A 22334-nucleotide genomic window follows, 5' to 3' on the forward strand; every position below is an offset into this window, starting at 1 on the left:
GCAGCGACTATGCTCCGCGCGTCCGGCGAGCGGGGGCCGCGCGGAGCATAGTCGCTGCCACGCGGTGAAAATTCTCCGGGCCCCCGGCGAGTCGTGCGATCCCGCATTGCACCGCCCGAGCGTGCAGGGCCTTCGCCGCGTGCCGGTCGCTCGTCACGGGTACGTTCGGCGTGCGCGGGACGTTCGCTGCGCGTGCGTCGGTCATCGTCACGAGCCCGTTCACCGCGCAAGGGGCGTTCACCGCGCACAGGACGCTCACCACGCACGGGGCGTTCGCCGCGTACGGGACGTTCGTTGCGGCCGAAAATCTCGCCGCGATCACCGCGCCCGCCGCGAGCGGGGCGATCGTCACGGCCCGCGCGCGTGGGGCGCTCGTCCCGCGCGGGACGTGCATCGCGGGACAGGCCCTCGCGAGGGCCGCGTCCACGTTCGGCGCCTTCGGCTCGGCGATCGTCGCGCCCGGTTCTATCGGCGCCGCGCCGACCTCCCGCGCCTGAGTCGGAGCGTGAACCGGAGCCGGAGCCGGTGCGCGAGGGGCCACGGGAGGAGCCGCCATCGCGGGAAGAGCCGCCCCGCTTCGGGCCGCCGGATTTGAAAGGAGGTTTGGACATTCGCCCGCCCATACCTGTTGATCGCCGCTTCATCCAGCCTTCCCTTGCGCCGAGGCCGCGTTAGGGTGCGCCGACTTGGCATATTCGTGTGTCGAAGCCGGAGACTACTGCGTGGACGCCCAAAGTATCGAACAACGTCGCGGCGTCTGGGATGCGGTCAAACCCTATTTCGAGAAAGAATCGCTCGCCTCCTTCGCGCTCGGCCTGTCCTCGGGCTTTCCCTATGCGATGATCGGCGCGACGCTGACCACGCGTCTTGCGCAAGACGGGATCGACAAGAAGACCGTCACGGCCTTCACCCTGGCGTTCCTCGTCTACAATCTGAAAGTCTTCTGGGCGTGGATCATCGACGGCGTGCGCCTGCCGATGCTGGGCAGCATGGGCCAGCGCGTTTCATGGATGATGGTCTGCGGCCTCTTCGTGATCGCGGCGGTGCTGAACCTTGCCTTCGTCGATCCCGCCGCCGACATTTCCGCGACCGTGATCGCCGCCGTGCTGGTGGGCGTGGCGGGCGCCAGCTTTGACATCGTGATCGACGCTTATCGCATCGAGACGCTCAAGCCCTACCAGCTCGGCACCGGATCGGGCATGAGCCAGTATGGCTGGCGCATCGGTTCGGCGGGGGCCGGCGCCTTGGCGCTGGTGATTTCCGCAAGGTATGGCTGGAGTGCGGGCTATGCGGCCTGTGCCTTCTTTGCGCTGCCTGCGATGCTGACCGCGATGCTCCTGGGCGAGCCGGAACGCCGCAAGGTCGTGGTCGAGAAGCGCGGCGTGGTGGAAGTCTGGAATTCCATCGCCGGGCCTTTCGCCGAGTTCTTTCGCCGCAACGGCGCGGTGCTCGTGCTGACATTCATCCTCGTCCATAAGATCGGAGACACGCTGGCGAATCTGACGTTCCGCCTGCTGTTCGACGACCTCAAATTCTCCAACGACGAAATCGCGCTCTACGATGTCGGCCTTGGCTTCTGGGCCTATCTGATCGGCGTGTTCATCGGCGGTGTGGCTTTCGCGAAGATGGGGCTGAAGCGCTCGGTGCTGATCTCGCTGATCCTGATGGGTATCTCCAACCTCAGCTTCGCGGCGCTGGCGGCGGCCGGGCACAGCAACTGGGGCATGGCGGGCGCCATCGGTTTCGAGAACATTGCGTCGGGCTATGGCGGCGTCGTCGTGATCGCCTATTTCTCGGCGCTCTGCGACCTTCGCTACACCGCTGCGCAATATGCGCTGATTTCGGCAGCGGCCAGCGTGGTCGGCCGGCTGCTCACCGGCACCACGGCAGGCGCGCTGATCGAGGCCATGGGTTATGTGAACTTCTATCTGCTCACCACGGTCGCTGCCCTGCCGGGCATCGTGCTGTTCTGGTGGATGTGCCGGACCGGGCTTGTGGATCAGGCTATGGGCACGGCGGCAGAGGACACGGCGGAGTTGGAGGCGGACCAGCCCTCCTGACGAACCGTGGGTCTGGTCGCTAGGCGAATCACTCGGGTATTTCCCCGTTCGCCTCCAGCACCACGCCGGAGAGGTAGAGCGATCCGGCGATCAGCACGGGTAGGCCGTCGTCGGGAAGGGCGGCCAGTGCGGCTTCCGCGTTCTCCGCAGCCAGGGCGGAAGGGCCGAAGCTGGCCGGGCCATGGCACTCGTGCCCCGGCACCGGAACGGCGCGAATGCTGGCGATGCTCTTGGCCAGAGGCGCGGTGAGGGCGCGCGGATCCTTGTTGGCCAGCATTCCGATCACCAGATGAAGCCGCCGGCCGCTGAAATGGCGGGCGATGGCGAGGCCCGCGTCGGGATTGTGGCCGCCGTCCAGCCAGACCTCGCGCGCACCTGCATGGCGGGTCAGCGGACCCTCTGAAAGGCGCTGGAGCCGCGCGGGCCATCGAGCAGCGCCGATGCCTTCGGCCATGGCTTCGGGAGAAACCGTCACCCGGTCCTGATGGCGCAGGATGGCCACCGCCAGGGCGGCGTTCTCCGCCTGGTGCAGGCCCGGCAGGGTGGGTAGCGGCAGCGCGAGTTCGCCGTGGCGATCCGAATATTCGATCACATCGCCAACCGCGGCGTCCCAGTCGCGCCCGCGCACATGGAGCGAAGCCCCGGCCGTAAGGGCGGCCCGCTCGATTTCGAGCATGGCGCTTTCCGGATAGGCCAGTGTGACCACCGGCGCCGGGCCGCGAACGATTCCGGCTTTCTCGAAGGCGATGCGGGCCAGCGGTTCTTCGGGCGCGCCGTCTTCGGGGCGCAGCAGGAAGGCCTCGTGGTCGATGCCGAGGGTGACGATGCCGCAGGCCGCCGGATGGTCGATGACGTTGGTCGCGTCGAGACGTCCGCCAAGACCCACTTCGATCACACAGGCATCGGCAGGTTCGCGCGCGAAAGCGAGGAAGATCGCGGCCGTCGTCACTTCGAAGAAGCTGGGGCAAAGATCCTCGCCCGCATCGAGCACCTCGGCCAGCAGGTCCGCCAGCATGGCGTCGGAGATCAGCTTGCCGCCGAGACGGATGCGCTCGTTGTAGCGCACAAGATGCGGTTTGGTGGCCGAGTGAACCTTCAGGCCCTGCGCTTCCAGCATGAAGCGCAAGTACGTGCAGGTCGATCCCTTGCCGTTGGTGCCGGCGACGTGGAACGTGGGCGGCAGGCGCCTGTGCGGATCGCCCAGCCGTTCGAGCAGCGTCTGGATCGTCTCGAGGCCGAAGCGACCCTGCGGGATCGAGAGCGCGGCGAGCCGGTCAAGCTGGGCCTGAACACGCGGGTCTTCGGAAGTGGCGAAGTCTTTCATGGCAACCGTCCGGACAGGCACATCGCGGCAAGCCGGGATGGCCGCCGCGATGCACGGGATTGCTGTGTCGCCACGCGTTGCGCAATGGCGAATGTTTGGGAGATCAGCGCGCGGCGTGAACCGCTTCGGCCAGCGCCGAGGTCAGCGCACGCAGATGCGCGGGCGCGCCGGTGCCGTGCTGCTTGACCAGATCGACCAGCGCCGAGCCGACCACCACGCCGTCCGCCACTTTGGCGATCGCGCTGGCCTGCTCTGGCGTGCGCACGCCGAAACCAACGGCGACCGGGATCGAACTGGCGGCCTTGAGCCTGGCCACGGCATCCTCGATCGAGCCCTGCGCCGCCTGCTGCATGCCGGTGACGCCCGCGACCGAGACGTAATAGAGGAAGCCGGAGGAGCCCTCTAGCACGGCCGGAAGACGGGCTGCGTCGGTGGTGGGCGTGGCGAGGCGGATCAGCGAGACGCTCTTTTCGCGCAAGGCCGGGCCGAGTTCGGCGTCTTCCTCGGGCGGGATGTCCACGCAGATCACGCCGTCGACACCGGCTTTCGCGCATTCATCCGCGAACCAGTCGGCGCCGCGCGCGATCATCGGGTTGGCATAACCCATCAGCACCAGCGGCACTTGCGGATGACGGGTGCGGAATTCGCCGGCCATGCGGAAAATGTCGGCGGTCTTCGTGCCGGAATCGAGGCTGCGGATGTTCGCTTCCTGGATCGCCGGGCCGTCGGCCATGGGATCGGTGAAGGGCATGCCCAGCTCGATCACGTCGGCGCCGCCTTCGACAAGCGCGTCGAGATTGGCGGCGGTGTCGCCGTCACCTCCGGTGATGAAGCAGACGAGCGCCGCCCGGTTCTTTCCGTTAACTTCTTTGGCGAATGCGGTTTCGAAGCGGGTCATTGGTTTAAAGCTCCACGCCCAGTGCTTCGGCGACGGTGAAGATGTCCTTATCGCCGCGGCCCGAGACGTTGACGACGAGCAGCTTGTCCTCGTCCATCTCCGCCGTCAGCTGAGGCAGTGCGGCCAGCGCATGCGCGCTTTCGAGCGCCGGGATGATGCCTTCCAGTTCGCAGCAGAGCTGGAACGCTTCCAGGGCCTGCGTATCGGTGATCGGCACGTAGTTCACGCGGCCGCTCTCGTGCAGCCAGGAGTGCTCCGGCCCGAGGCCCGGATAGTCGAGACCTGCCGAGATCGAGTGCGCCTCGGTGATCTGGCCGTCATCGTCCTGGAGCAGGTAGGTCTTGTTGCCGTGCAGGATGCCGGGCTTGCCGCCGGTGAGCGAGGCGGCATGCTTGTCGGTGTCGATCCCGTGACCCGCCGCCTCGATGCCGGTCATCTGGACTTCGGGATCGTCGAGGAAGGGGTGGAACAGGCCGATCGCGTTCGATCCGCCGCCCACGGCCGCCACCAGCATGTCGGGCAAGCGGCCTTCCTTTTCCAGCATCTGTTCGCGGGCTTCCTTGCCGATGATCGACTGGAAATCGCGCACCAGTTCCGGATAGGGATGCGGGCCGGCGGCGGTGCCGATGATGTAGAAAGTGTCGTGGACGTTCGCGACCCAATAGCGCAGCGCGTCGTTCATCGAGTCCTTCAGCGACTGCGATCCGCTTTCGCAGGAAACGACTTCGGCACCCAGCAGCTTCATACGGAACACGTTGGGCTTCTGGCGTTCAATGTCCTTGGCGCCCATGAAGATCTTGCAGGGCAGGCCGAAGCGCGCGGCGACCGTGGCGGTGGCGACGCCGTGCTGGCCCGCGCCGGTTTCGGCGATGATCTTCGTCTTGCCCATGCGGATCGCGAGCAGGATCTGGCCGATGCAGTTGTTGATCTTGTGCGCGCCGGTGTGGTTCAGCTCTTCGCGCTTGAAGTAGATCTTCGGACCCTTGCCGGCAGGAGCGAGCGCCCGGAAATAGTCGGTCATGCGCGGCGCGAAGTAGAGCGGGCTGGGGCGACCGACGAAGTCCTTCATCAGGGCATCGAATTCCGCCCAGAACGCGGGATCCTGCTGCGCCTTGCGATATTCCTTCTCGAGATCGAGGATCAGCGGCATCAGCGTTTCGGCGACGTAGCGGCCACCGAACTGGCCGAAGTGGCCGGTTTCGTCGGGCAGGGTGCGCCAGGAGTTTACAGCGCTGTTCACGGGCGTGGGTGCGGTCATGATCCGGGCGATTGGCAGAGCGCGGCGGTCAAGTCCAGCGCCTAACATGCCTTGGGATCGGGAAGTCCGTTTTCAATTGCAAAGCTTGCAACAGGCATAACTGCATTGGCAAGATAGTGTCTGTAAGTGGCAGTTTCATGACGATTTTGAGCAACTAACAAATTTTCGTTCATTGACGTGAAAGGTTTGCAGGAGCAGCGGGGCGGTCCCCGGTGAGGGCCGGGGAACGTACTGGAGTAAATAATATGCGTATTGCACTCGTTTCGCTCGCCGCGGTTGCTGCCGTGGCCGCCGCCACCCCCGCTCTCGCCAACGAAGCGCGCGTCGAAGCCCGCACCGGCATCATCTGGGACGGCAGCGACAGCGAAGCAGTTGCAGGCGTCGCAGTCGGCTACGACTACGACCTGGGCAACAAGTTCTTCGTGGGCGTCGAAGGTTCGGCCGACAAGGTCCTGACCGACAACACCCGCGTTTCGTGGGGCGCCGGCGGCCGCGTTGGCTTCAAGGTGACCCCGACCACCAAGCTCTATGCCAACTCGACCTGGCAGTCGAAGTTCGCCAAGTACGGCAACAGCGCCGTTGCTGTCGGCGGTGGCGTTCAGCAGTCGCTCAACGACCGCTTCTACGGCAAGGTCGAATACAAGCACCTGCTGGTGGGCGACAACACCCCCGACGCAGACGTTGGCCTGATCGGCGTCGGCGTTAAGTTCTGATCGATTTCCGGCCTGACGCAGCTACCGAGTTCGTCAGGCCGGGAAACGTGAACGGATCCGCTCCGCCAGGAGCGTAAGCCAGGGAAGGGCGGTCTATGAGGGGCCGCCCTTTCTTGTTTTTGCTACCCTGCTGCCGAGACTGCCCGCGCGAAAGCGGCGATGCGATCGAGATCCTTGACGCCGGGCGCGCTCTCCACCCCTGACGAGGTATCCACCAGCGGCGTTCCCGTCAGTCGAACCGCTTCGGCGACGTTCTCGGGCGTCAATCCTCCGGCGAGCCCCCAGGCGACCGGCCCCTTCCAGTTCGCCACGAGTTTCCAGTCGAAGCTGAGGCCCATGCCGCCCGGCAGGCTGCCCTTGGGCGTCTTGGCATCGAACAGCACCAGATCGACCGCCCCGGCATAAGCGGAAGCCCGGGCGACGTCTTCCGTCGTTGCGACCGATAGCGCCTTCCACACGGCTATGCCGAAGCGCGCGCGAAGCTGCGCCGCGCGCTCCGGGGCCTCGCTGCCGTGGAGCTGAAGCGCGTCGAGACGCGCGCTGGTGACGGCCTGCGCGATCGTGGCATCGTCGGCATCGACGAACAGGCCTACCCTGCCGATCCGCCCCTGGGCACGGTCGGAAAGGGCTGCCGCCTCGGCCGGAGTGACGTTGCGGGGGCTTTTCGGAAAGAACACGAATCCGGCGTGGGCCGCGCGCGCGCGAATCGCGGCTTCGAGCGCTTCGCCGGTGCTGATCCCGCAGATCTTGATCGCCGCTGTTGGCATGTCGTTTTTCCAGCCTAGATAGCGATCCCGAACACAGGCCCGAGGACCGCCGATGAACCGCCAGATGATGAACCGAATCGGCCGCCTTCTAGTCCCATTTGCCGTTGCGGCAATGCTGGCGGGCTGCGGCGTGAAGGAGTCGTTCAAGGATGCCGAGGTCGAGGTGGGTAAGTTCCACCGGGCGCTGGACGCCGGAGACTTGCGCGCGATCTGGCGGCAGGCCGATCCGGCCTTGCGGCAAGGGGCGCAGCGGGCCCAACTGGAAAAAGTGCTGGATGCCGTGCATCGCAAGCTCGGCAAGGTGAAACAGGCCAAACAGGTCGGCTGGAACGCGAATGCCACCACCGGCGGCACTTTCGTCACCCTGACCTATCAAACGGCTTTCGAGCAGGGCTCGGGCGTCGAGCAGTTCGTCTATCGCAAGGGCGACGGCGGCAGGATCGCCCTGACGGGTTACAATATCGAATCGCAGGACATGATGCTCAACTAAGGTGCGGGGACGGATCGCGCCGGTAGCGCGATCCGTGCCTATATGACGGCTATCAGGGAGCCAGTTCGAACTGCACCGTGACGTTGACGTTGGTTTCCAGCTCGCCTGCTGCGACCGGCGGGGCGGACGCCAGCGAGTCCATGGCGGCCTTGGCGCGGAACATCACCGGTGCGGGCGCGTAGCCACCGCTTTCGGTGATCGAGACGACGCGCGCGACGCGCATGCCTGCCGCCCCGGCGTAGAGGTCTGCGCGGGCGCGCGCATCCTTGATGGCCGCCACGCGCGCCTCGTTCAGCGCCGCGTCGGGCTGGGACAGCGAGAAGTTCGGACCGTTCACCTGATTCGCGCCCGCCTTGACGAGAGCGTCTATGACCTTGCCCATGTCGTCCAGCTTGCGCTGGCGCACGCTGACGTTGTTGCTGGCCTCATAACCGACGATCTCGCGCGGGCCGTCTACGAAGCTGCCGTCGGGCTGGCGCTTGGGCTGGGCATAGACCGGGTTCACGCTGAGGTTGCTGGTCTGGATGTCCTTGTCGGCCACGCCGGCGCGCTTCAGCGAGGCGATGACCTGGTTCATCCGCGTGGAATTGGCGTTAAGCGCTTCGCTGGCCGTGGCGCCCTGCGTCGTGACGCCCGCCGAGAAGCCGGCCATGTCGGGCGTGCGCGTGGAGGAGCCCTGGGCATTGACCGTCAGCAGCGTATGGCCTGCGGCGATGGCGGGGACCAGGCCGGTGTCCTGCGCCGCGGCAGGCACGGCCATGGCCGATGCGATCGCGGCAGTGGTGACGGCAAGCAGGTTCAGGGATTTCATGAGGTCGCACTCTCCATTGGTAACTCGGATCAACGATCTGGAGCGTGCGAGGTTGCGGGGCGCTGAACCGTGCATTTTGCGCCGTGAAAGGTTCGGCGCCTGCCGTCGTCCCGGACCTGATCCGGGACCGCTGTCAAATCTTTAGGCGTCACGAGGCGAGCAAGGCGCGGCTTGGCCAGCGGTCCCGGATCGAGTCCGGGACGACGGCTACCTACAGCGTCGCTTCGATCGCACGCGCAGCGGCGAGGGGGTCTTCGGCGCGGCTGATCGGGCGGCCGACGACGAGTACGCTGGCACCGGCATCGCGCGCGGCGCGCGGGGTCATAATGCGCTTCTGGTCGCCGTTGCCGCCCGTATCCGGACGCAGGCCGGGAACGACGAAGTAGCCGTCCTTCCACTGCTGATGCACGGCGCCCACTTCATGCCCGGAGCAGACGATGCCGTCGAGCCCGGCGGACTGGGCCAGTTCGGCAAGGCGCAGCGCCTGTTCGTGCGGTTCGGCATTCACGCCGATGGCGTTGAGGTCTCCGCCGTCCAGGCTGGTGAGCACCGTCACCGCCACGACCTTGGTGTTCTCTCCGGCCGCTGCCTTGGCGTCTTCCATCATGGCGCGGCCGCCCGCAGCGTGGATGGTGACGATGGCGGGTTCGAGCACGTGGATCGCCTGCATCGCCCCGGCCACGGTGTTGGGGATATCGTGCAGCTTCAGGTCGAGGAAGATCGGCAGGCCCAGCTTGTGCAGTTCATGGACGCCGTGGTGCCCGTGAGCGCAGAAGAACTCCAGACCCAGCTTGATCCCGCCGATGTGCCCGGCGACCTTTCGCGCCAGCGCCTCGGCGGCGTCGAGGCGGGGCAGGTCGAGGGCGAGATAGACGGGATTGCTGTTCATGGTCTCAGGTTTCCGGGGCAGATTCAAAAGTGGAGACGGGCGCTTCCGCAGCGGTAGGCGCTATGCTGTTGGCGCGGAGCGAGTTTTCCAACGACGCGATGCGGCGCTGGAGGCGCCAGCGCACGGCCCGCAGGTATAGCCAGACCGGCGTCATACCCAGGCCGAAGAAGACCAGGGCGACAACGCCTACGGGCCATTCGAAGTGGACGTAGTTGGCATCGTCCAGCGGCCAGAAGTTCACGGGAACCTTGGTCCAATTCATGGCGATGAAGGCCACCAGGATCGCAGTGATGGCGATCCACAGCACGGTGCGGACAATGTTCATATATCCTCCGGCAATTCCTGCGCTGCAGGCCGCGCAGCAAGACCTCGACAATCGCGTTTAAATTCTTTGCTTATCGCATCTTCCGAGTCGGCAGGTGCGGGCACCTGCCTTGAAAATGCTCCGAATGCTAAGCGCGATTGCGAGGCATGTGAAGTGTCGGAAAGGAGCTTAGTTCCCGAAAACGCGCGCGAAGATCGTGTCGACCTGCTTGAAATGGTAGTCGAGGTTGAACTTCTCCTCGATCACTTCGGCGGGAAGCGCGGCGGTGACTTCCTCGTCGGCCTTCAGCAGTTCGAGCAGCGAGAGCTGGCCGTCCGATTCCCACACCTTCATCGCATTGCGCTGGACGAGACGATAGGACTGGTCGCGCGTGAGGCCGGCCTGCGTCAGCGCCAGCAGCACGCGCTGCGAGTGGACGAGGCCGCCCATGCGATCGAGGTTCTTCTGCATGCGCTCGGGATAGACGAGCAGCTTGTCGATCACGCCGGTGAGGCGGGCGAGCGCGAAGTCGAGCGTGATCGTGGCGTCGGGGCCGATGAAGCGCTCGACCGAGGAGTGCGAGATGTCGCGCTCATGCCAGAGGGCCACGTTTTCCATGGCCGGCGTGACCGACGAGCGGACCACGCGCGCCAGGCCGGTCAGGTTTTCGGTGAGGATCGGGTTGCGCTTGTGCGGCATCGCCGACGAGCCCTTCTGGCCGGGCGAGAAGTATTCCTCGGCCTCCAGAACTTCGGTGCGCTGAAGGTGGCGCACTTCGATGGCGAGGCGTTCGATCGAGCTGGCGATCACGCCCAGCACCGCGAAGAACATGGCATGACGGTCACGCGGGATCACCTGCGTGGAGACCGGCTCCACTTCGAGGCCCATCTTGTCGGCGACGTACTGTTCCACCGCCGGATCGACATTGGCGAACGTGCCCACCGCGCCCGAGATCGCGCAAGTGGCGACTTCCTCGCGAGCGGCGACCAGGCGCTTCCGGCAACGCGCGAACTCGGCATAGGCCTCGGCCAGCTTGAGGCCGAAGGTCACCGGCTCGGCATGGATGCCGTGGCTGCGGCCGATGGTGGGGGTGTACTTGTGCTCTTCGGCGCGACGCTTGATCGCGGCGAGCAGGGCGTCGATGTCTACCAGCAGGATGTCGGCGGCCTTGACCAGCTGGACGTTTAGCGTGGTGTCGAGCACGTCGGAGCTGGTCATGCCCTGGTGCATGAAGCGCGCTTCGGGGCCGACCTGCTGGGCAACCCAGTCGAGGAAGGCGATGACGTCGTGCTTGGTCACGGCTTCGATCGCGTCGATCGCGGCGACGTCGATCGTCGGGTTGGTGGCCCACCAGTCCCACAGGGCTTGGCCGGCGCTGGCGGGCACGGTGCCCATCTCGCCCATCTTCACGGCGGCGTGCGCTTCGATCTCGAACCAGATGCGGTAGCGGGCTTCGGGCTCCCAGATCGCGGTCATGGCGGGGCGGGCGTAACGGGGGACCATGTTCGACTCCTTGCTAACCTGACACGACCGGCTTGAACCGGGCCTTGTTGGCCGTGCCGCTAAGGCGCGCTTGCGACAAAGGCAAGGGTGCGCGGGTCGGGAGCGGAGAAAGAATCCGACTGGAGAGAGGCCAGGTGGCCCGTGGTTCCGTCATATCGGGCGTTCGGGGAGGGGGTGGATAATGCGCGGCAGGATTGCGCAAATCGAAAGCGCATTTTCCGGGGCTGCCATAGGACATGCGCCTGAGCGATTGATTATCGGGAACTTTCTCGATTGGAGGAGCCTTCCCCGCCCCGGCGCGCTATGGTCCTGACGCAATCGGTCTCAATGTTGTCGACGATGGAAGGAACAGCGATGCTACGCACGCTCACCGCAATTCTCGCCGCACCCCTGCTGTTCGGCGCGACTTTGGATCGGGCGGCGGCACAAGAAGCAGGCGCGCCGGCCGGCGTCTCGGATAAACTCGGCCCAAATAATCTCGGTTCAGAGAACGTTGGCGCACAGGACATCAAGCTGGAGGAGTTTGGTTCCAACCTCGAGCGTTTTCCCTACCCTTGGAAAGTCGAGGTGATGGAACTGAAGGTGGGGGCCGAGGACGCCGCCATGGCTTACATGGACGTGCTTCCGGACCAGCCCAACGGGCATGCCGTCGTCCTGCTCCACGGCAAGAACTTCTGCGGCGCGACCTGGGAGGACACGGCCCGCACCCTGCTCTCGGCAGGCTACCGGGTGCTCATTCCCGACCAGATCGGATTCTGCAAATCGTCCAAGCCCGCGTCCGCGCAGTACAGCTTTGCGATGATGGCCGATGCCACGCATCGGCTGATGGAGAAGGTCGGCCTGGAGAAGGCCATCGTGCTCGGCCATTCCACCGGCGGGATGCTGGGGCTGCGTTTCGCGCTGATGTTCCCCCAAGCGGTGGAGCGACTGGTGCTGGTCAATCCGCTGGGTCTGGTCGATCGCATGGCCGAAGGCGTGCCCTATGTTCCGCTGGACAAGCTGCTGGCGAGCGAGCGCGCCAAAGGCTACGCCGAAATGCGGCAATATCAGCTCGACACCTATTATCACGGCGACTGGAACCCGCGCTACGATCGCTGGGTGAAGATGCTGGCGGGGCAATATGCCACGGCCGATCAGGACGCCGCGGAACTGGCGCAGGCCAAGACATCGGAGATGATCCTGACCGAGCCGGTCAACTACGAGTTCGGCAACCTGAAAGTCCCGGTTACGCTGATGATCGGGATGCGGGACACGACGGTATTCGGAAAGGGCCAGGCCCCCGCAGAGCTTCGGGCCAGGCTGAAGCCGATACCGCAAGTGGCGCCGCAGGCCGCGGCAGCGATGCCGTCAGCCCGGATCGTCGAGTTCCCGGACTATGGCCATTCGCCGCAAGTCGAGGCACCTGAGGTGTTCGGCGCCCGGCTGCTGGAGATACTGTCCGCTCCTGCCCCCTGAACGCCCGCCCCTTCAACGATCGACGCTATCGGCGCGAGGCAAGCGTGCCCGGAAGCGCCGCGCATGCCGATGGACGGTTGTCCGATGCCTTCCAGCGAAGCTCGTAAGTGACGAGGAAGCCGTCATGGTCGGAGAGCTGCGGGCTGCCCGGCCGGCCGTCGAACAGCGCCTCGACGCGGATCGGGCGGATCTGCACTTTCTCGCCGGGCCAATAGAACTGGAGATCCTGCGTATCCATCCAGGGCTCGTCGCCATCCCACGACATGCGGACGTCGCAGCCCGATCCGGGCTGGGTGCAGACGCGATGCACCAGATCGAGCGACTGGTAGCGTGAGAAATTGCCCCAGCGCTCTTCCGAGTGGCGCATGTTGAAGTCGCCCCCGAAGATCACCGGCGTGGCATCGTCATGCGTCCGGTCGATGAACTCGGATGCTTCCAGGGCCTGCCGGTCGTGCGCGGCGAGGTTGCGGGGCGCGGGTGCTCCGGAGGCTCCGCGCGAATTCATGTGGGTATCGTAGATGTCGATCAGCGAAGGGACGCCCGGCACCGCGATCCGCGCGAGGGCGATGCCCTTGTTGGACAGGCAGTCGAAGCCGGCGCAGGACTTGCGGCCGTAGGCGCGCCGGTCGCTATCGACGATGGCGTAGCGCGAAGCGATCGCCAACCCGCTGCCGAACGCATGGATGCCGATTTCGCCCCGCTTCACGCTGGAATGGCCCGGCAGCTTGTCCTTGGTCGAGCCCCGCGCCCGAGTGGTGCGGCGGGGGCCGGAATCGATGGCGGGATAGCCGCTCGTCATCACCGCGCGCTTGGCGGCGTCGCTGAACATTTCCTGGAACAACACCACGTCGGGCGCGCTGCCCGAGGCGCGCATTCGTGCAAGGTGCTGCCCGATCTGCTCCAACGAAGGCCCGCGTCCGCTGCGCGCGGGCCAGGACAGCCCCTCGATGTTGAAGGTGAGGACGGAAAGAGTCGTCGTTGCGCTCTGTCCGTCAGGGGAGAGCGTGACCTTTGGCGGCGCCGTAGCGTTGCAGGAAACTTGCGCAACCGGGGGCGCCAGGGTGTTGCAGCCGCTTGCGAGCAGGGCCGCGCCAAGGGACAGCGCCCGAAGGCGGGAAAAGCCTTTCACTTTCATCCGTTGCCGATCCCCTGTCGCTGATGCCCGGTGCCTTCGCCCATCGTCCCGGAAAGATTAGCGAGCGGGACGGGCAAGTCCATCATCGCGCCGGGCAGACCCCGTGCCTTCATGCCTGCGGCCAGAGGAAGTCGATCCGGACCTCGCCGGAAGCCGACCCGTCCGGGGCGAAGCTGCGCTCGACGATCGCTCCGGTTCCGTCGCGGTGCACCGTGATGACCGTGCTGCAACGCGTCCCATACACCGCGTCTCGGATGAAGACGGGTGCGAAGCGCGGTTCGGGGGCGCCTTGCAGAGCCGTTGGAGCAGGAGCGGGCGTTTCCGCGCGAAGGGCGTCCAGCAACGGCGCCACATCAGATCCCGGCGCATTGAGCCAGGCCTGGACCGAGGCTTCGACTTGCCGCGTCTTGGGCCAGGGCATTTCGAAACCGCCGTTCGAAAGGCCGTGGATGCCCGGTGCGAGCGGCTGGGAAACCGCTCGGGGGTGATTTGTCAGGAAACGCGCACCCGTTCCCGCGATCTCGACGAGGTTGAACGGGTTCATCGTCTCCACCGGTTCGGGCTCATGGCCCCGGAGCAGATCGGTGACGAGTTTTCCCCTTGAAGGTCGGCCCGGAACCGAGCCTTCGGGAACGCGATAGTTGGTCACCAGAACCATGCGATTGGCCGCCGGCTCCGCGCTTTCCGCGATACCCAGCCAGGTGCCGCCGCCCAGCAGGTCTCGCCCGGCGATGATGCCGCTTCCATCCTCCCAGCGCGCGAGCGGTGCCGAGGGACGGGCATGAAACTCGTCGCGATTTCCCGCCACCACGAGCAGCCAGTCCGGATGGGCCTGCCACGCCAGGGCTGCGACGCACATCCTAGATCAGTCCCTTCGCCCGCAGGCTCACATGGCCCTCGCGGCCGATGATAACATGGTCGTGGACCGAGATGCCCAGCAGGCGCCCGGCTTCCGCGATGCGATTGGTGATGTCGATGTCGGCGCGGCTCGGCTGCGGCGAGCCTGAGGGATGGTTATGAGCAAGGATCAAGGCGGTGGCGCCGATGTCCAGCGCGCGGCGAATCACCTCGCGCGGGTGGATCGCCGCTTCGTCGATCGATCCATCGCCCACCAGATCGTCGAGGATCAGCATGTTTTTGGAATTGAGATAGAGCACCCGCACGCGTTCGAGCGTGAGATGCGCCATGTCGATCGTGAGGTAGTCGATCAGCGCCTGCCAGGAGCCGAGTACCGGCGTTTCCCGGACTTTCTGGCGCACCATGCGGGTGGCCGCGACGGTCACCACGCGCAGCGCCGCCACCGTGGCTTCTCCCATGCCGGGATGTCCGCCCAGCGTGCGAGGATCGGCCTGCAGGACGCCCGCGAGCGAGCCGAAGCGATGGATCAGGCTGCGGGCGAGAGGTTTCATGTCCTGACGGCGAACCGCCTGCATCAGCAGGAGTTCTATGACTTCATGATCCGCCAGAGCATCCGCCCCGCCGTCCACCAGCCGTTTTCTCAGCCGCGAGCGATGCCCGCTGGGATCGTTTGCCGGATCGACGCAAATCGCCGCTTCCGAAGTGGAATCGGAGCCGACATTGTCGGCGGGTTCATCGAAGAGACGGTCTTGCTCGGGCATAACGCCTACAGACAATTGCCTTTCCGGAAAGGCAAGCGCAAGTGATGGACCGGATGTCGCAGGAGCACGAGCAAGTTACCCCACCGGCGGAGTTGTCGCGGTCTGCCCGTTTCGGGCGGCGGCGCATGACGGCGCTTGCCCTGCTAGGTGTGCTCGGCGTGGGCGTGGCGGGCGCCTGGGTCTGGCGCGAGGACATTGCCGATGACCTGATCGCCGACGAACTGGACAAGCTGGGACTTCCCGCCCGCTATGAAATCGTCAGCATCGGCCCGTCGGAGCAGGTGATCCGCAACCTCGTGGTTGGCGATCCCAGGCGGCCAGACCTGACGATCGCGGAACTGCACGTCGCGACGCGCCTGAACTGGGGATGGCCCGGAATCGGGCGCATAACCGTGGTTCGCCCGCGCCTGTTCGGATCCTGGCGCGACGGCAAGCTGACGCTCGGCGCTCTCGACAAAGTGCTGGAAGGCGGCGGGGGCGACAAGGACTATGCCTTGCCCGACCTGGATCTCGCCATTGTCGACGGGCGGGCGCTGATAGAGAGCGACCACGGCCGTCTTGCCGCGCGAATCGCCGGCGCGGGCGCGTTGCGCAATGGATTGGCCACTGGATTGGCCAATGGATTGGACGGCGGCTTCCGCGGCGAACTGGCCGTCGTTTCACCCCGGTTGGCGGCTGAAGGCTGCGAGGCAGGGCCTACGACGCTGTACGGCAAACTGTCGGTTTCGGGCGGTCGCCCCCGCTTCCAGGGCCCATTGCGGACGGCGGCACTAACCTGCCGGGATCGGGATTTGCAGCTTGGCGCCAGCGGCGCGCAGCTCGATTTCGTGCTCGACCGAAAGCTCGATGGCGGCGAGGGTAGCCTGAGCCTTGCCGGCGGTCCTCTGAAGCTCGGCCGCAATCGGCTGTCTAAACTCGACGCCTCCGGCCGTTTCTCCTATCGCCGCGAGGCGCTCAACGCGAATTTCCAGGCCAAGGGCCAGGATGTCGTAACCGAACAGGCGCGGATCGGCGCGCTTGGTTTCGATGGGCGGGTGCGGGCCAGCCATGGTCTGGCCCGTTTCGATCTCGAAGGCGACGTGAGCGGATCCAGGCTGTCGATCGGCGAATCGGTCGATTCGCTGCTCGCCGAAGGCATGAAGGCGGGCGAAGGAACGCTGGCGGCGCCGCTGGCGCGGCAGTTGCGCGGCGCCCTGGCCCGCGAAACCCGGAACAGCACGATCGCTGCCAATCTTGTCCTGCGCGGAACCGAGGACGGCATGACGCTCGTAGTGCCGCGCGGCAATGTGAAGGGCAGCAGTGGCAGCGCGCTCCTCACCCTGTCGCGGGTGCAGGCGCAGTTCGGCGGCAGGCGCGCGGTCGTCACCGGCAATTTCGCCAGCGGCGGGCAGGGCCTTCCGCAGGTGTCAGGCCGCATGGAAAGCGATGCGCGGGGCCGTCTGGCGCTGCAAGTGGAGATGTCCGAGTACGCCGCCGATGATTCGCGGCTGGCAATTCCCCGACTGGCGCTGTCGCAATCGCCGGACGGCGCCATGCGCTTCACCGGCGAGGCGCGCTTGTCCGGCGCACTGCCCGGTGGTGCCACGAAGGGTCTCGTCCTGCCCCTCGACGGGCGCTGGGGCGCGGACGGCGCTCTGGCGGTCTGGAGCGCCTGCACGAAGGTCGGATTCGAACGTCTTGCTATTGCCAACCTCACCCTCGACCGGCGCTCGCTCCAGGTCTGCCCCGCGCCGGGCAGCGCCATCGTGCGCAGTCGTAACAGGGGCAGGGGCAGCGGCATCGATATCGCCTTCGGCATTCCCCGCCTGGACCTGTCGGGGCGGCTGGGCGAAACGCCGATTCGCATCGCCAGCGGACCTCTGGGCTATGCGCAGCTGGCCGGTCGTACCGGAAACCTCACGGCGAAAACCGTCGATGTGGCGCTGGGCACGCCCGATGCACCGTCGCGCTTCCGGCTTGCCCGGCTCGACGCACAAGTGGGCAAGGATATCGGCGGCACGTTCGACGAGGCGGACATCGGTCTTGCCGCCGTCCCGCTGGACTTGCGGCAGACAGCGGGGAACTGGCGCTATGCCGAAGGCAAGCTGCTGATCGACCAGGCGCGGTTCACGCTCGTGGATCGCCAGCAGGTTCCGCGCTTCCAGCCGCTTGTCGCGAAAGACGGAACCTTGCGGCTGGAGAACAACGTCATCACCGCCCAGGCGGTATTGCGCGAGCCGAAGAGCGAGCGCGAGGTCGTCCGCGCCGATATCGTCCATGACCTGGGCAATGCCAGGGGCCATGCCGATCTGGCGGTTCCGGGCATCAGCTTCGACAAGGACATGCAGGCCGAGACCCTGTCTCCGCTGCTGCTGGGCATCGTCTCGGACTTGCGCGGATCGCTCCAGGGCAAGGGCCGGATCGACTGGAACGCGCAGACCGTCACCAGCAGCGGCCGCTTCTCCTCCAAGGGGCTGGACTTCGCGGCCGCCTTCGGTCCGGTGAAGGGCCTTACCGGGGACGTCGTGTTCACCGATCTGCTCGGGTTCGTGACGGCGCCCAACCAGCAAGTGCGGATTGCCTCGATCAACCCCGGCATCGAGGTTACCGACGGCGTGCTGGGCTTCCAGATGGAGCCGGGCTATCTGCTGCGGATCAACGGTGCGGAATGGCCGTTCATGTCGGGCCGGCTGGCGCTCGATCCCGCGACTATGCGAATCGGCGCTACGGAAGTCCGCCACTACAAGCTGAGGGTCAGCGGACTCGATGCCGCGACTTTCGTGCAGCATCTCGAACTGACCAACATCAACGCCACCGGCATCTTCGACGGCGAAGTGCCGATGGTCTTCGACGAACAGGGCGGACGCCTCGTCGACGGCTATCTGGCTTCCCGCGATCCGGGCGGCAACGTCAGCTATCTGGGGGCGCTGACGTACAAGGACTTGTCGACGATGGGCAACTTCGCCTTCGGCGCATTGAAATCCGTCGATTACAAGCACATGGAGATCGGCCTGAACGGATCGCTCGGCGGCGACATCTTCACGCGGCTGGCATTCGACGGTTTGAGCCAGGGTACCTCGGCCGACAAGAATTTCCTGACCCGGCAGATCGCGAAGCTGCCGATCCGCTTTGTCGTCAAGATCAAGGCGCCGTTCTTCAGCCTCTTCGGCTCCATGCGCTCCCTTTACGATCCCGCATACCTCACCGATCCACGTACGCTCGGCATATCCAGTGGCATACCACCGAGAGCGCTGCCTTCCGGCACCAACTCGGTTCGTCCCGCGCCAGCAACCATTCAGCCTCCAGTCAGCGAGAACAATCCATGAAGGCCCCGGAATTGACCGGAAGCGATCCGGCTGCGACAAGCCCGGCGATGATGAGCCAGCTACGAGATATCGCGCAGCAGTTCGCCCTCCGGTCCGGCAGGCGCGCCGTTCGCGCCTTGGTGATGATGACGGGTGTGGGATCGGCACTTGCCGGCTGCGTCAACGTGACGGCGCCGGACAAGCCGATCGTGATCGAACTCAACATCAACATCAGGCAGGAAGTGATCTATCGTCTCTCCCAGGATGCGGAGAACACGATCAAGGAAAACGAAGGCGTATTCTGATGACCAAGTTCCTTTCGAGCAGTCGCGCGGCCGTTCTTGGCGCACTGGTGCTGGCGCTTTCCGCAAGCGGCGGCGCCATGGCACAGGACGGACGCGATCCGGCCTATGCGGCGGCGCGCGCCGCCGGTCAGGTGGGCGAACAGAAGGACGGATATCTCGGCGTCATCGGCAGCCCCTCGGCCGAAGTCCGCGCCATGGTGCGCGACATCAACAATCGCCGCCGCGCCATCTACACCGAGAAGGCGGCGGGGAAGAGCACGATCGAGGAATATGCCTTCGCCACGGCATGCCGTCTGATCTCGCAGACACAGCCCGGCGAAAAGTATCAGGCGACGGACGGTTCTTGGAAGACCCGCGGAGCCGGCGCGCCCGATCGGGATGCCCGCTGCCCCTGATCGGGCGGGAAACGATCTTTCCAGGAATGAGTGAGCGGCCGGGATTCCCGGCCGCTTTTTTGCGCGCCGTACGCGTGCGGGCGCAAGATCGGGCTCCGCAGCGCTTCACCGCCGCATTGTCGTCGTTTTTCGTCGGCATCGTCCTTGCGGTATCGACGGAGCATTACCACCTTCCAGGCCTGAGCGGCACTTGGGCACGCGGGCTTCCGTGTGAACAACTGTTGCCGCGCGCGTCCCCGCATGGTTGACTCGCGAATGCCCCCACCCTAAGGGGTCGGCGCCCTCGGCGGGCAGCCGTTGAACGCGTCATTCGTTCCTATTCGATTGAGAAGGAGCCCTGACATGAACGACGAGCCGTCCGCACCGGGCCCTGTCGGCGAGGATGCGCGCCTCGATTCGCTGGACGATCGGCTTAAAGCCCTTCGCGAGCGGGAAGCGCAGCGTCAGAAGCCGGTCGCGGGTGCGGAAACCGACGATGCCTATCGTGCCGGTAACCGCGTCCTGGCCGACTTGCTCGGCGGGGTTGCGGGTGGTCTGTTCCTTGGCTGGGTGATCGATCACTTCGCCGGAACATCGCCCTGGGGTCTGATGGTGATGCTGTTCGCAGGAATATTCGTCGCCTTCAGGAACATTATCAGGAATTCGAACCGGCGCCCGGATTGACCCAGGAGGGGTAAGTTAAGGGCGCTGCCGTTCATTGGCGACAGGGATATTCGCGTGGCAGCCGAAGCGAAGGTCGATCCGATGCACCAGTTCAGCATCCAGCCGTTGTTCGGCTCGGAAGGCTGGAGCATCGCCGGTTACAACATCGCCTTCACCAACAGCACGCTGTGGATGGCGATCGCCGCCGTGACGCTGGCGTTCTTCGTTGCCGGCGGCATGAAGCGCCAGCTCGTGCCCGGTCGCTGGCAGATGGCTGTCGAAAGCTTCACCGGCTTCATCGACGGCATGCTGGCCGCCAACGTCGGCCCCGGCGGCAAGAAGTACGTTCCGTACATCTTCTCGCTGTTCATGTTCATTCTTTTCGCGAACTTCCTCGGCCTGCTGCCGCTGGGCGTGATCGGCCTCCACGCCTTCACCTTCACCAGCCACTTTTCGGCCACCGGCGTTCTCGCGGTGCTTTCCTTCGCGATCGTCCTGATCGTCGGTTTCGCGAAGCACAAGCTGCACTTCTTCTCGCTGTTCGTGCCGCACGGCACCCCGGTGATCATGATCCCGCTGATCTTCTGCGTGGAACTGATCTCCTTCCTGGTGCGCCCGTTCAGCCTCGGCCTGCGTCTCTTCGTTGCGATGATGGCCGGCCACGTTCTTCTTGAGGTTCTTTCGAGCTTCGTCATCAGCTCCGGCAATGCCGGCATCGGCCTCTTCGCCATCGCCGGTCTGCCCAGCTTCATCCTGATGGTCGGCATCTGCGCTCTCGAGCTGCTCGTCGCCGGCATCCAGGCCTATGTTTTCGCTCTTCTCACTTGCGTCTATCTGAACGACGCAGAGAACCTTCACTGATTTTCAGTCTCACTCGAGTTTTCCAAAGGGAGTTTTTGAAATGGACGCAGAAGCTGCAAAGCTGCTTGGTGCCGGTCTCGCTGCTATCGGTTGCGGCCTCGCCTCGATCGGCGTGGGTAGCGTTTTCGCCAAGTTCCTCGAAGGCGCGCTGCGCAACCCGGGCGCCGCTGACGCCCAGCAGGGCCGCCTCTTCATCGGCTTCGCCGGCGCCGAACTTCTCGGCCTGCTGTCGTTCGTCGTTGCCGCGCTGCTGATCTTCGCCTGATCGCGCGCACTGATCCCCTCCGGCTGCCCGAACCCTTTGGTTGGGCGGCCGGAGAGGACGCAAGAATTCTACCGGCCACTTCGAGACAGGGCTGACCCATGCCTCAGATCGCACAGCTAGCCGCGACCTATTCCAGCCAGATCTTCTGGATGCTGATCTTCTTCGGCTTCACGTTCTTCGTCGTCGGACGGGGAATGGTTCCCAAGGTCATGGATACGGTTGCGCAGCGCGACAAGCAGATTGCCGACGACCTCGCCGCCGCCGAACGCGCTCGCGCTCAGGCCGATGCGGAAGAGGAAGCCTGGCGCACGCGTGAGAACGCCAACCGCGCCGAGGCGCAGGCCCTGATCGCGGATGCCCGCGCGAAGGCCGCTGCCGTCACGACCGAGCGTCTCGCGACCGCCCAGGTGGCCATCGACGCCACGCTCGCCGAAGCCGAAACCCGCATCTCTCAGGCGCGCCGTTCGGCCGCCGCCGAGATCGAGGACGTCGCCGCCGACGCCACCCGGGAGATCGTCAGCCGCATCGCCGGCCTGACTCTCGACGACGGCGCGGTCCGTTCCGCCGTGAAGGAGAACCTGGTCCATGGCTGAGAACACTGAGCTGACCACTGCCGACGCGGCCGTCGATGCTACCGTCGCTGAGGGCACTGCCCACGAAGGCGCCGAGATGGCCGGGACGCAGGAACACGCTTCGGTCGAGCATCACGCCGAACCGCTCCTGCTGGGCGTCGCCCCGCCGGTCGCGGTCGTCAGCGCGTCGATGCTGGTGCTCCTCGCGATCATGGTCTGGAAGGGCCTGCCGAAGATGATCTCCGGCGGCCTCGACAGCAAGATCGCCGAGATCAAGGCCCAGCTCGAAGAGGCCAAGACCCTTCGCGCCGAGGCGGAAGCCCTGCGAAAGGAATATGCCGACAAGATCGCCGGTGCCGAAAAGGACGCCGCCGCTCTGATCGAGCATGCCCGCCACGAAGCGGAAACGATCGTCGCCAAGGCCCAGGCCGACACGACCGACGTCATCGCCCGTCGCGAGAAGATGGCCCAGGACAAGATCGGCGCCGTCGAGCGCGCTGCCGTGACCGAACTGCGCCAGCAGGCCGCCGCTGCCGCTGCTGCGGCTGCCAGCGGGCTGATCCGCGCCAATCACTCCGCCGGTGCCGACAAGGCGCTGGTCGATCAGGCGATCGCCGGCATCTGATCCTTCGGATCGGCTGCAAAGCAACAAGGCCTCCGTGCGCTGCACGGGGGCTTTTTTGTGTGCCGAAAAAGGGCGCCTGCAATCGGATGTTGACCTTGGCTGCGTTCGGGATCACACGGCGCCCGCGCAGCCGATGTTGCTGCGGTGTTTCAGGAAGCG

Annotated in this window: 24 protein-coding genes; 13 read left to right on the forward strand and 11 right to left on the reverse strand. The window is 65.6% G+C overall.

All coding sequences use genetic code 11. The features are described 5' to 3' along the window. Nucleotides 1-170: 170 nt before the first annotated feature. On the forward strand, nucleotides 171-497 hold the full coding sequence (locus ACI3K3_RS05230) for a hypothetical protein (protein WP_404912566.1): 327 nt from the start codon (nucleotides 171-173) through the stop codon (nucleotides 495-497). Between the two features lie 225 nt (nucleotides 498-722). Continuing rightward, a complete protein-coding gene (locus ACI3K3_RS05235) occupies nucleotides 723-2060 on the forward strand; it encodes an MFS transporter (RefSeq protein ID WP_404912567.1) in 1338 nt (445 codons plus the stop codon). A 28-nt stretch (nucleotides 2061-2088) separates the two neighbouring features. On the opposite strand, the gene ACI3K3_RS05240 is transcribed toward ACI3K3_RS05235, so the two are convergent. The 3 genes from ACI3K3_RS05240 to trpB all read right to left on the reverse strand — a co-directional run bounded on the left by ACI3K3_RS05240 (nucleotide 2089) and on the right by trpB (nucleotide 5540). After that, entirely contained in the window at nucleotides 2089-3384 is a 1296-nt protein-coding gene (locus ACI3K3_RS05240) for a bifunctional folylpolyglutamate synthase/dihydrofolate synthase (protein ID WP_404912568.1), read from the reverse strand. 103 nt (nucleotides 3385-3487) lie between these two features. Further along, nucleotides 3488-4282 (reverse strand): tryptophan synthase subunit alpha, encoded by a 795-nt coding sequence (trpA, locus tag ACI3K3_RS05245; RefSeq protein WP_404912569.1) that lies wholly within the window; start codon nucleotides 4280-4282, stop codon nucleotides 3488-3490. Nucleotides 4283-4286: 4 nt separating this feature from the next. Further along, on the reverse strand, nucleotides 4287-5540 hold the full coding sequence (trpB, locus tag ACI3K3_RS05250) for a tryptophan synthase subunit beta (RefSeq protein ID WP_404912570.1): 1254 nt from the start codon (nucleotides 5538-5540) through the stop codon (nucleotides 4287-4289). Between the two features lie 245 nt (nucleotides 5541-5785). Here trpB and ACI3K3_RS05255 point away from each other — a divergent pair, with 245 nt between their 5' ends. Then, nucleotides 5786-6253, forward strand: a complete 468-nt coding sequence (locus ACI3K3_RS05255; RefSeq protein WP_313434290.1) for a hypothetical protein — start codon at nucleotides 5786-5788, stop codon at nucleotides 6251-6253. A 122-nt stretch (nucleotides 6254-6375) separates the two neighbouring features. On the opposite strand, the gene ACI3K3_RS05260 is transcribed toward ACI3K3_RS05255, so the two are convergent. After that, nucleotides 6376-7020: a phosphoribosylanthranilate isomerase gene (locus ACI3K3_RS05260; RefSeq protein ID WP_404912571.1), complete on the reverse strand. Its 645-nt coding sequence runs from the start codon at nucleotides 7018-7020 to the stop codon at nucleotides 6376-6378. A gap of 52 nt (nucleotides 7021-7072) precedes the next feature. Here ACI3K3_RS05260 and ACI3K3_RS05265 point away from each other — a divergent pair, with 52 nt between their 5' ends. After that, nucleotides 7073-7510: a DUF4019 domain-containing protein gene (locus tag ACI3K3_RS05265; protein ID WP_404912572.1), complete on the forward strand. Its 438-nt coding sequence runs from the start codon at nucleotides 7073-7075 to the stop codon at nucleotides 7508-7510. Between the two features lie 52 nt (nucleotides 7511-7562). On the opposite strand, the gene ACI3K3_RS05270 is transcribed toward ACI3K3_RS05265, so the two are convergent. From ACI3K3_RS05270 to purB, 4 genes are all read right to left on the reverse strand, one after another. After that, nucleotides 7563-8321 (reverse strand): SIMPL domain-containing protein, encoded by a 759-nt coding sequence (locus ACI3K3_RS05270; RefSeq protein ID WP_404912573.1) that lies wholly within the window; start codon nucleotides 8319-8321, stop codon nucleotides 7563-7565. Between the two features lie 211 nt (nucleotides 8322-8532). Further along, complete coding sequence (gene pyrF / locus ACI3K3_RS05275; protein WP_313434283.1) at nucleotides 8533-9210, reverse strand: orotidine-5'-phosphate decarboxylase; 678 nt, start codon at nucleotides 9208-9210, stop codon at nucleotides 8533-8535. 4 nt (nucleotides 9211-9214) lie between these two features. Next, nucleotides 9215-9535 carry a LapA family protein gene (locus tag ACI3K3_RS05280; RefSeq protein ID WP_404912574.1) on the reverse strand — a complete coding sequence of 107 codons (321 nt, stop codon included), beginning with the start codon at nucleotides 9533-9535 and terminating at the stop codon, nucleotides 9215-9217. 168 nt (nucleotides 9536-9703) lie between these two features. After that, nucleotides 9704-11017 (reverse strand): adenylosuccinate lyase, encoded by a 1314-nt coding sequence (gene purB / locus ACI3K3_RS05285; protein WP_404912575.1) that lies wholly within the window; start codon nucleotides 11015-11017, stop codon nucleotides 9704-9706. Between the two features lie 354 nt (nucleotides 11018-11371). On the opposite strand from purB, the gene ACI3K3_RS05290 reads away from it, so the two are divergent. After that, nucleotides 11372-12472, forward strand: a complete 1101-nt coding sequence (locus tag ACI3K3_RS05290; protein WP_404912576.1) for an alpha/beta fold hydrolase — start codon at nucleotides 11372-11374, stop codon at nucleotides 12470-12472. Nucleotides 12473-12497: 25 nt separating this feature from the next. Here the strand turns inward: ACI3K3_RS05290 and ACI3K3_RS05295 are convergent, their stop codons facing one another. From ACI3K3_RS05295 to radC, 3 genes are all read right to left on the reverse strand, one after another. Further along, entirely contained in the window at nucleotides 12498-13607 is a 1110-nt protein-coding gene (locus ACI3K3_RS05295) for an endonuclease/exonuclease/phosphatase family protein (RefSeq protein WP_404912577.1), read from the reverse strand. Nucleotides 13608-13716: 109 nt separating this feature from the next. Next, nucleotides 13717-14466 carry an NRDE family protein gene (locus ACI3K3_RS05300; RefSeq protein WP_404912578.1) on the reverse strand — a complete coding sequence of 250 codons (750 nt, stop codon included), beginning with the start codon at nucleotides 14464-14466 and terminating at the stop codon, nucleotides 13717-13719. A 1-nt stretch (nucleotide 14467) separates the two neighbouring features. Then, nucleotides 14468-15226, reverse strand: a complete 759-nt coding sequence (gene radC, locus ACI3K3_RS05305) for a DNA repair protein RadC (RefSeq protein ID WP_404912579.1) — start codon at nucleotides 15224-15226, stop codon at nucleotides 14468-14470. A gap of 125 nt (nucleotides 15227-15351) precedes the next feature. Here radC and ACI3K3_RS05310 point away from each other — a divergent pair, with 125 nt between their 5' ends. The 8 genes from ACI3K3_RS05310 (at nucleotide 15352) to ACI3K3_RS05345 (ending at nucleotide 22175) form a co-directional block, all read left to right on the forward strand. Then, nucleotides 15352-18531 carry a YdbH domain-containing protein gene (locus tag ACI3K3_RS05310; protein ID WP_404912580.1) on the forward strand — a complete coding sequence of 1060 codons (3180 nt, stop codon included), beginning with the start codon at nucleotides 15352-15354 and terminating at the stop codon, nucleotides 18529-18531. A gap of 50 nt (nucleotides 18532-18581) precedes the next feature. Further along, complete coding sequence (locus ACI3K3_RS05315) at nucleotides 18582-18815, forward strand: YnbE family lipoprotein (RefSeq protein ID WP_404912581.1); 234 nt, start codon at nucleotides 18582-18584, stop codon at nucleotides 18813-18815. Further along, nucleotides 18815-19210, forward strand: a complete 396-nt coding sequence (locus ACI3K3_RS05320; RefSeq protein ID WP_404912582.1) for a YdbL family protein — start codon at nucleotides 18815-18817, stop codon at nucleotides 19208-19210. The genes ACI3K3_RS05315 and ACI3K3_RS05320 overlap by 1 nt, the downstream gene beginning before the upstream one ends. A gap of 342 nt (nucleotides 19211-19552) precedes the next feature. Next, nucleotides 19553-19873, forward strand: coding sequence for an AtpZ/AtpI family protein (locus ACI3K3_RS05325; RefSeq protein ID WP_021233352.1), 321 nt, complete (start codon nucleotides 19553-19555; stop codon nucleotides 19871-19873). A gap of 54 nt (nucleotides 19874-19927) precedes the next feature. Continuing rightward, complete coding sequence (locus tag ACI3K3_RS05330) at nucleotides 19928-20713, forward strand: F0F1 ATP synthase subunit A (protein ID WP_021233351.1); 786 nt, start codon at nucleotides 19928-19930, stop codon at nucleotides 20711-20713. Nucleotides 20714-20753: 40 nt separating this feature from the next. Further along, on the forward strand, nucleotides 20754-20978 hold the full coding sequence (locus tag ACI3K3_RS05335; protein WP_007013775.1) for a F0F1 ATP synthase subunit C: 225 nt from the start codon (nucleotides 20754-20756) through the stop codon (nucleotides 20976-20978). A gap of 98 nt (nucleotides 20979-21076) precedes the next feature. After that, nucleotides 21077-21571 carry an ATPase gene (locus ACI3K3_RS05340; protein ID WP_404912583.1) on the forward strand — a complete coding sequence of 165 codons (495 nt, stop codon included), beginning with the start codon at nucleotides 21077-21079 and terminating at the stop codon, nucleotides 21569-21571. Then, nucleotides 21564-22175 (forward strand): hypothetical protein, encoded by a 612-nt coding sequence (locus ACI3K3_RS05345; RefSeq protein ID WP_404912584.1) that lies wholly within the window; start codon nucleotides 21564-21566, stop codon nucleotides 22173-22175. Before ACI3K3_RS05340 ends, ACI3K3_RS05345 begins: the two co-directional genes overlap by 8 nt. Nucleotides 22176-22334: the final 159 nt, after the last annotated feature.

The sequence above is a fragment of the Novosphingobium sp. ZW T3_23 genome (assembly GCF_044987305.1).
Taxonomy (GTDB): Bacteria; Pseudomonadota; Alphaproteobacteria; order Sphingomonadales; family Sphingomonadaceae; genus Novosphingobium.

What these genes read in the sequence shown, in the direction of transcription:
- purB (WP_404912575.1), bottom strand. Translation starts at nt 11,017, where the DNA reads ATGGTCCCCCGTTACGCCCGCCCCGCCATGACCGCGATCTGGGAGCCC.
- ACI3K3_RS05315 (WP_404912581.1), top strand. Translation starts at nt 18,582, where the DNA reads ATGAGCCAGCTACGAGATATCGCGCAGCAGTTCGCCCTCCGGTCCGGC.
- ACI3K3_RS05280 (WP_404912574.1), bottom strand. Translation starts at nt 9,535, where the DNA reads ATGAACATTGTCCGCACCGTGCTGTGGATCGCCATCACTGCGATCCTG.
- radC (WP_404912579.1), bottom strand. Translation starts at nt 15,226, where the DNA reads ATGCCCGAGCAAGACCGTCTCTTCGATGAACCCGCCGACAATGTCGGC.
- ACI3K3_RS05340 (WP_404912583.1), top strand. Translation starts at nt 21,077, where the DNA reads ATGCCTCAGATCGCACAGCTAGCCGCGACCTATTCCAGCCAGATCTTC.
- ACI3K3_RS05260 (WP_404912571.1), bottom strand. Translation starts at nt 7,020, where the DNA reads ATGCCAACAGCGGCGATCAAGATCTGCGGGATCAGCACCGGCGAAGCG.
- ACI3K3_RS05255 (WP_313434290.1), top strand. Translation starts at nt 5,786, where the DNA reads ATGCGTATTGCACTCGTTTCGCTCGCCGCGGTTGCTGCCGTGGCCGCC.
- ACI3K3_RS05335 (WP_007013775.1), top strand. Translation starts at nt 20,754, where the DNA reads ATGGACGCAGAAGCTGCAAAGCTGCTTGGTGCCGGTCTCGCTGCTATC.
- ACI3K3_RS05345 (WP_404912584.1), top strand. Translation starts at nt 21,564, where the DNA reads ATGGCTGAGAACACTGAGCTGACCACTGCCGACGCGGCCGTCGATGCT.
- pyrF (WP_313434283.1), bottom strand. Translation starts at nt 9,210, where the DNA reads ATGAACAGCAATCCCGTCTATCTCGCCCTCGACCTGCCCCGCCTCGAC.
- ACI3K3_RS05320 (WP_404912582.1), top strand. Translation starts at nt 18,815, where the DNA reads ATGACCAAGTTCCTTTCGAGCAGTCGCGCGGCCGTTCTTGGCGCACTG.
- ACI3K3_RS05295 (WP_404912577.1), bottom strand. Translation starts at nt 13,607, where the DNA reads ATGAAAGTGAAAGGCTTTTCCCGCCTTCGGGCGCTGTCCCTTGGCGCG.
- ACI3K3_RS05325 (WP_021233352.1), top strand. Translation starts at nt 19,553, where the DNA reads ATGAACGACGAGCCGTCCGCACCGGGCCCTGTCGGCGAGGATGCGCGC.
- trpB (WP_404912570.1), bottom strand. Translation starts at nt 5,540, where the DNA reads ATGACCGCACCCACGCCCGTGAACAGCGCTGTAAACTCCTGGCGCACC.
- ACI3K3_RS05240 (WP_404912568.1), bottom strand. Translation starts at nt 3,384, where the DNA reads ATGAAAGACTTCGCCACTTCCGAAGACCCGCGTGTTCAGGCCCAGCTT.
- ACI3K3_RS05265 (WP_404912572.1), top strand. Translation starts at nt 7,073, where the DNA reads ATGAACCGCCAGATGATGAACCGAATCGGCCGCCTTCTAGTCCCATTT.
- trpA (WP_404912569.1), bottom strand. Translation starts at nt 4,282, where the DNA reads ATGACCCGCTTCGAAACCGCATTCGCCAAAGAAGTTAACGGAAAGAAC.
- ACI3K3_RS05310 (WP_404912580.1), top strand. Translation starts at nt 15,352, where the DNA reads ATGACGGCGCTTGCCCTGCTAGGTGTGCTCGGCGTGGGCGTGGCGGGC.
- ACI3K3_RS05300 (WP_404912578.1), bottom strand. Translation starts at nt 14,466, where the DNA reads ATGTGCGTCGCAGCCCTGGCGTGGCAGGCCCATCCGGACTGGCTGCTC.
- ACI3K3_RS05270 (WP_404912573.1), bottom strand. Translation starts at nt 8,321, where the DNA reads ATGAAATCCCTGAACCTGCTTGCCGTCACCACTGCCGCGATCGCATCG.
- ACI3K3_RS05290 (WP_404912576.1), top strand. Translation starts at nt 11,372, where the DNA reads ATGCTACGCACGCTCACCGCAATTCTCGCCGCACCCCTGCTGTTCGGC.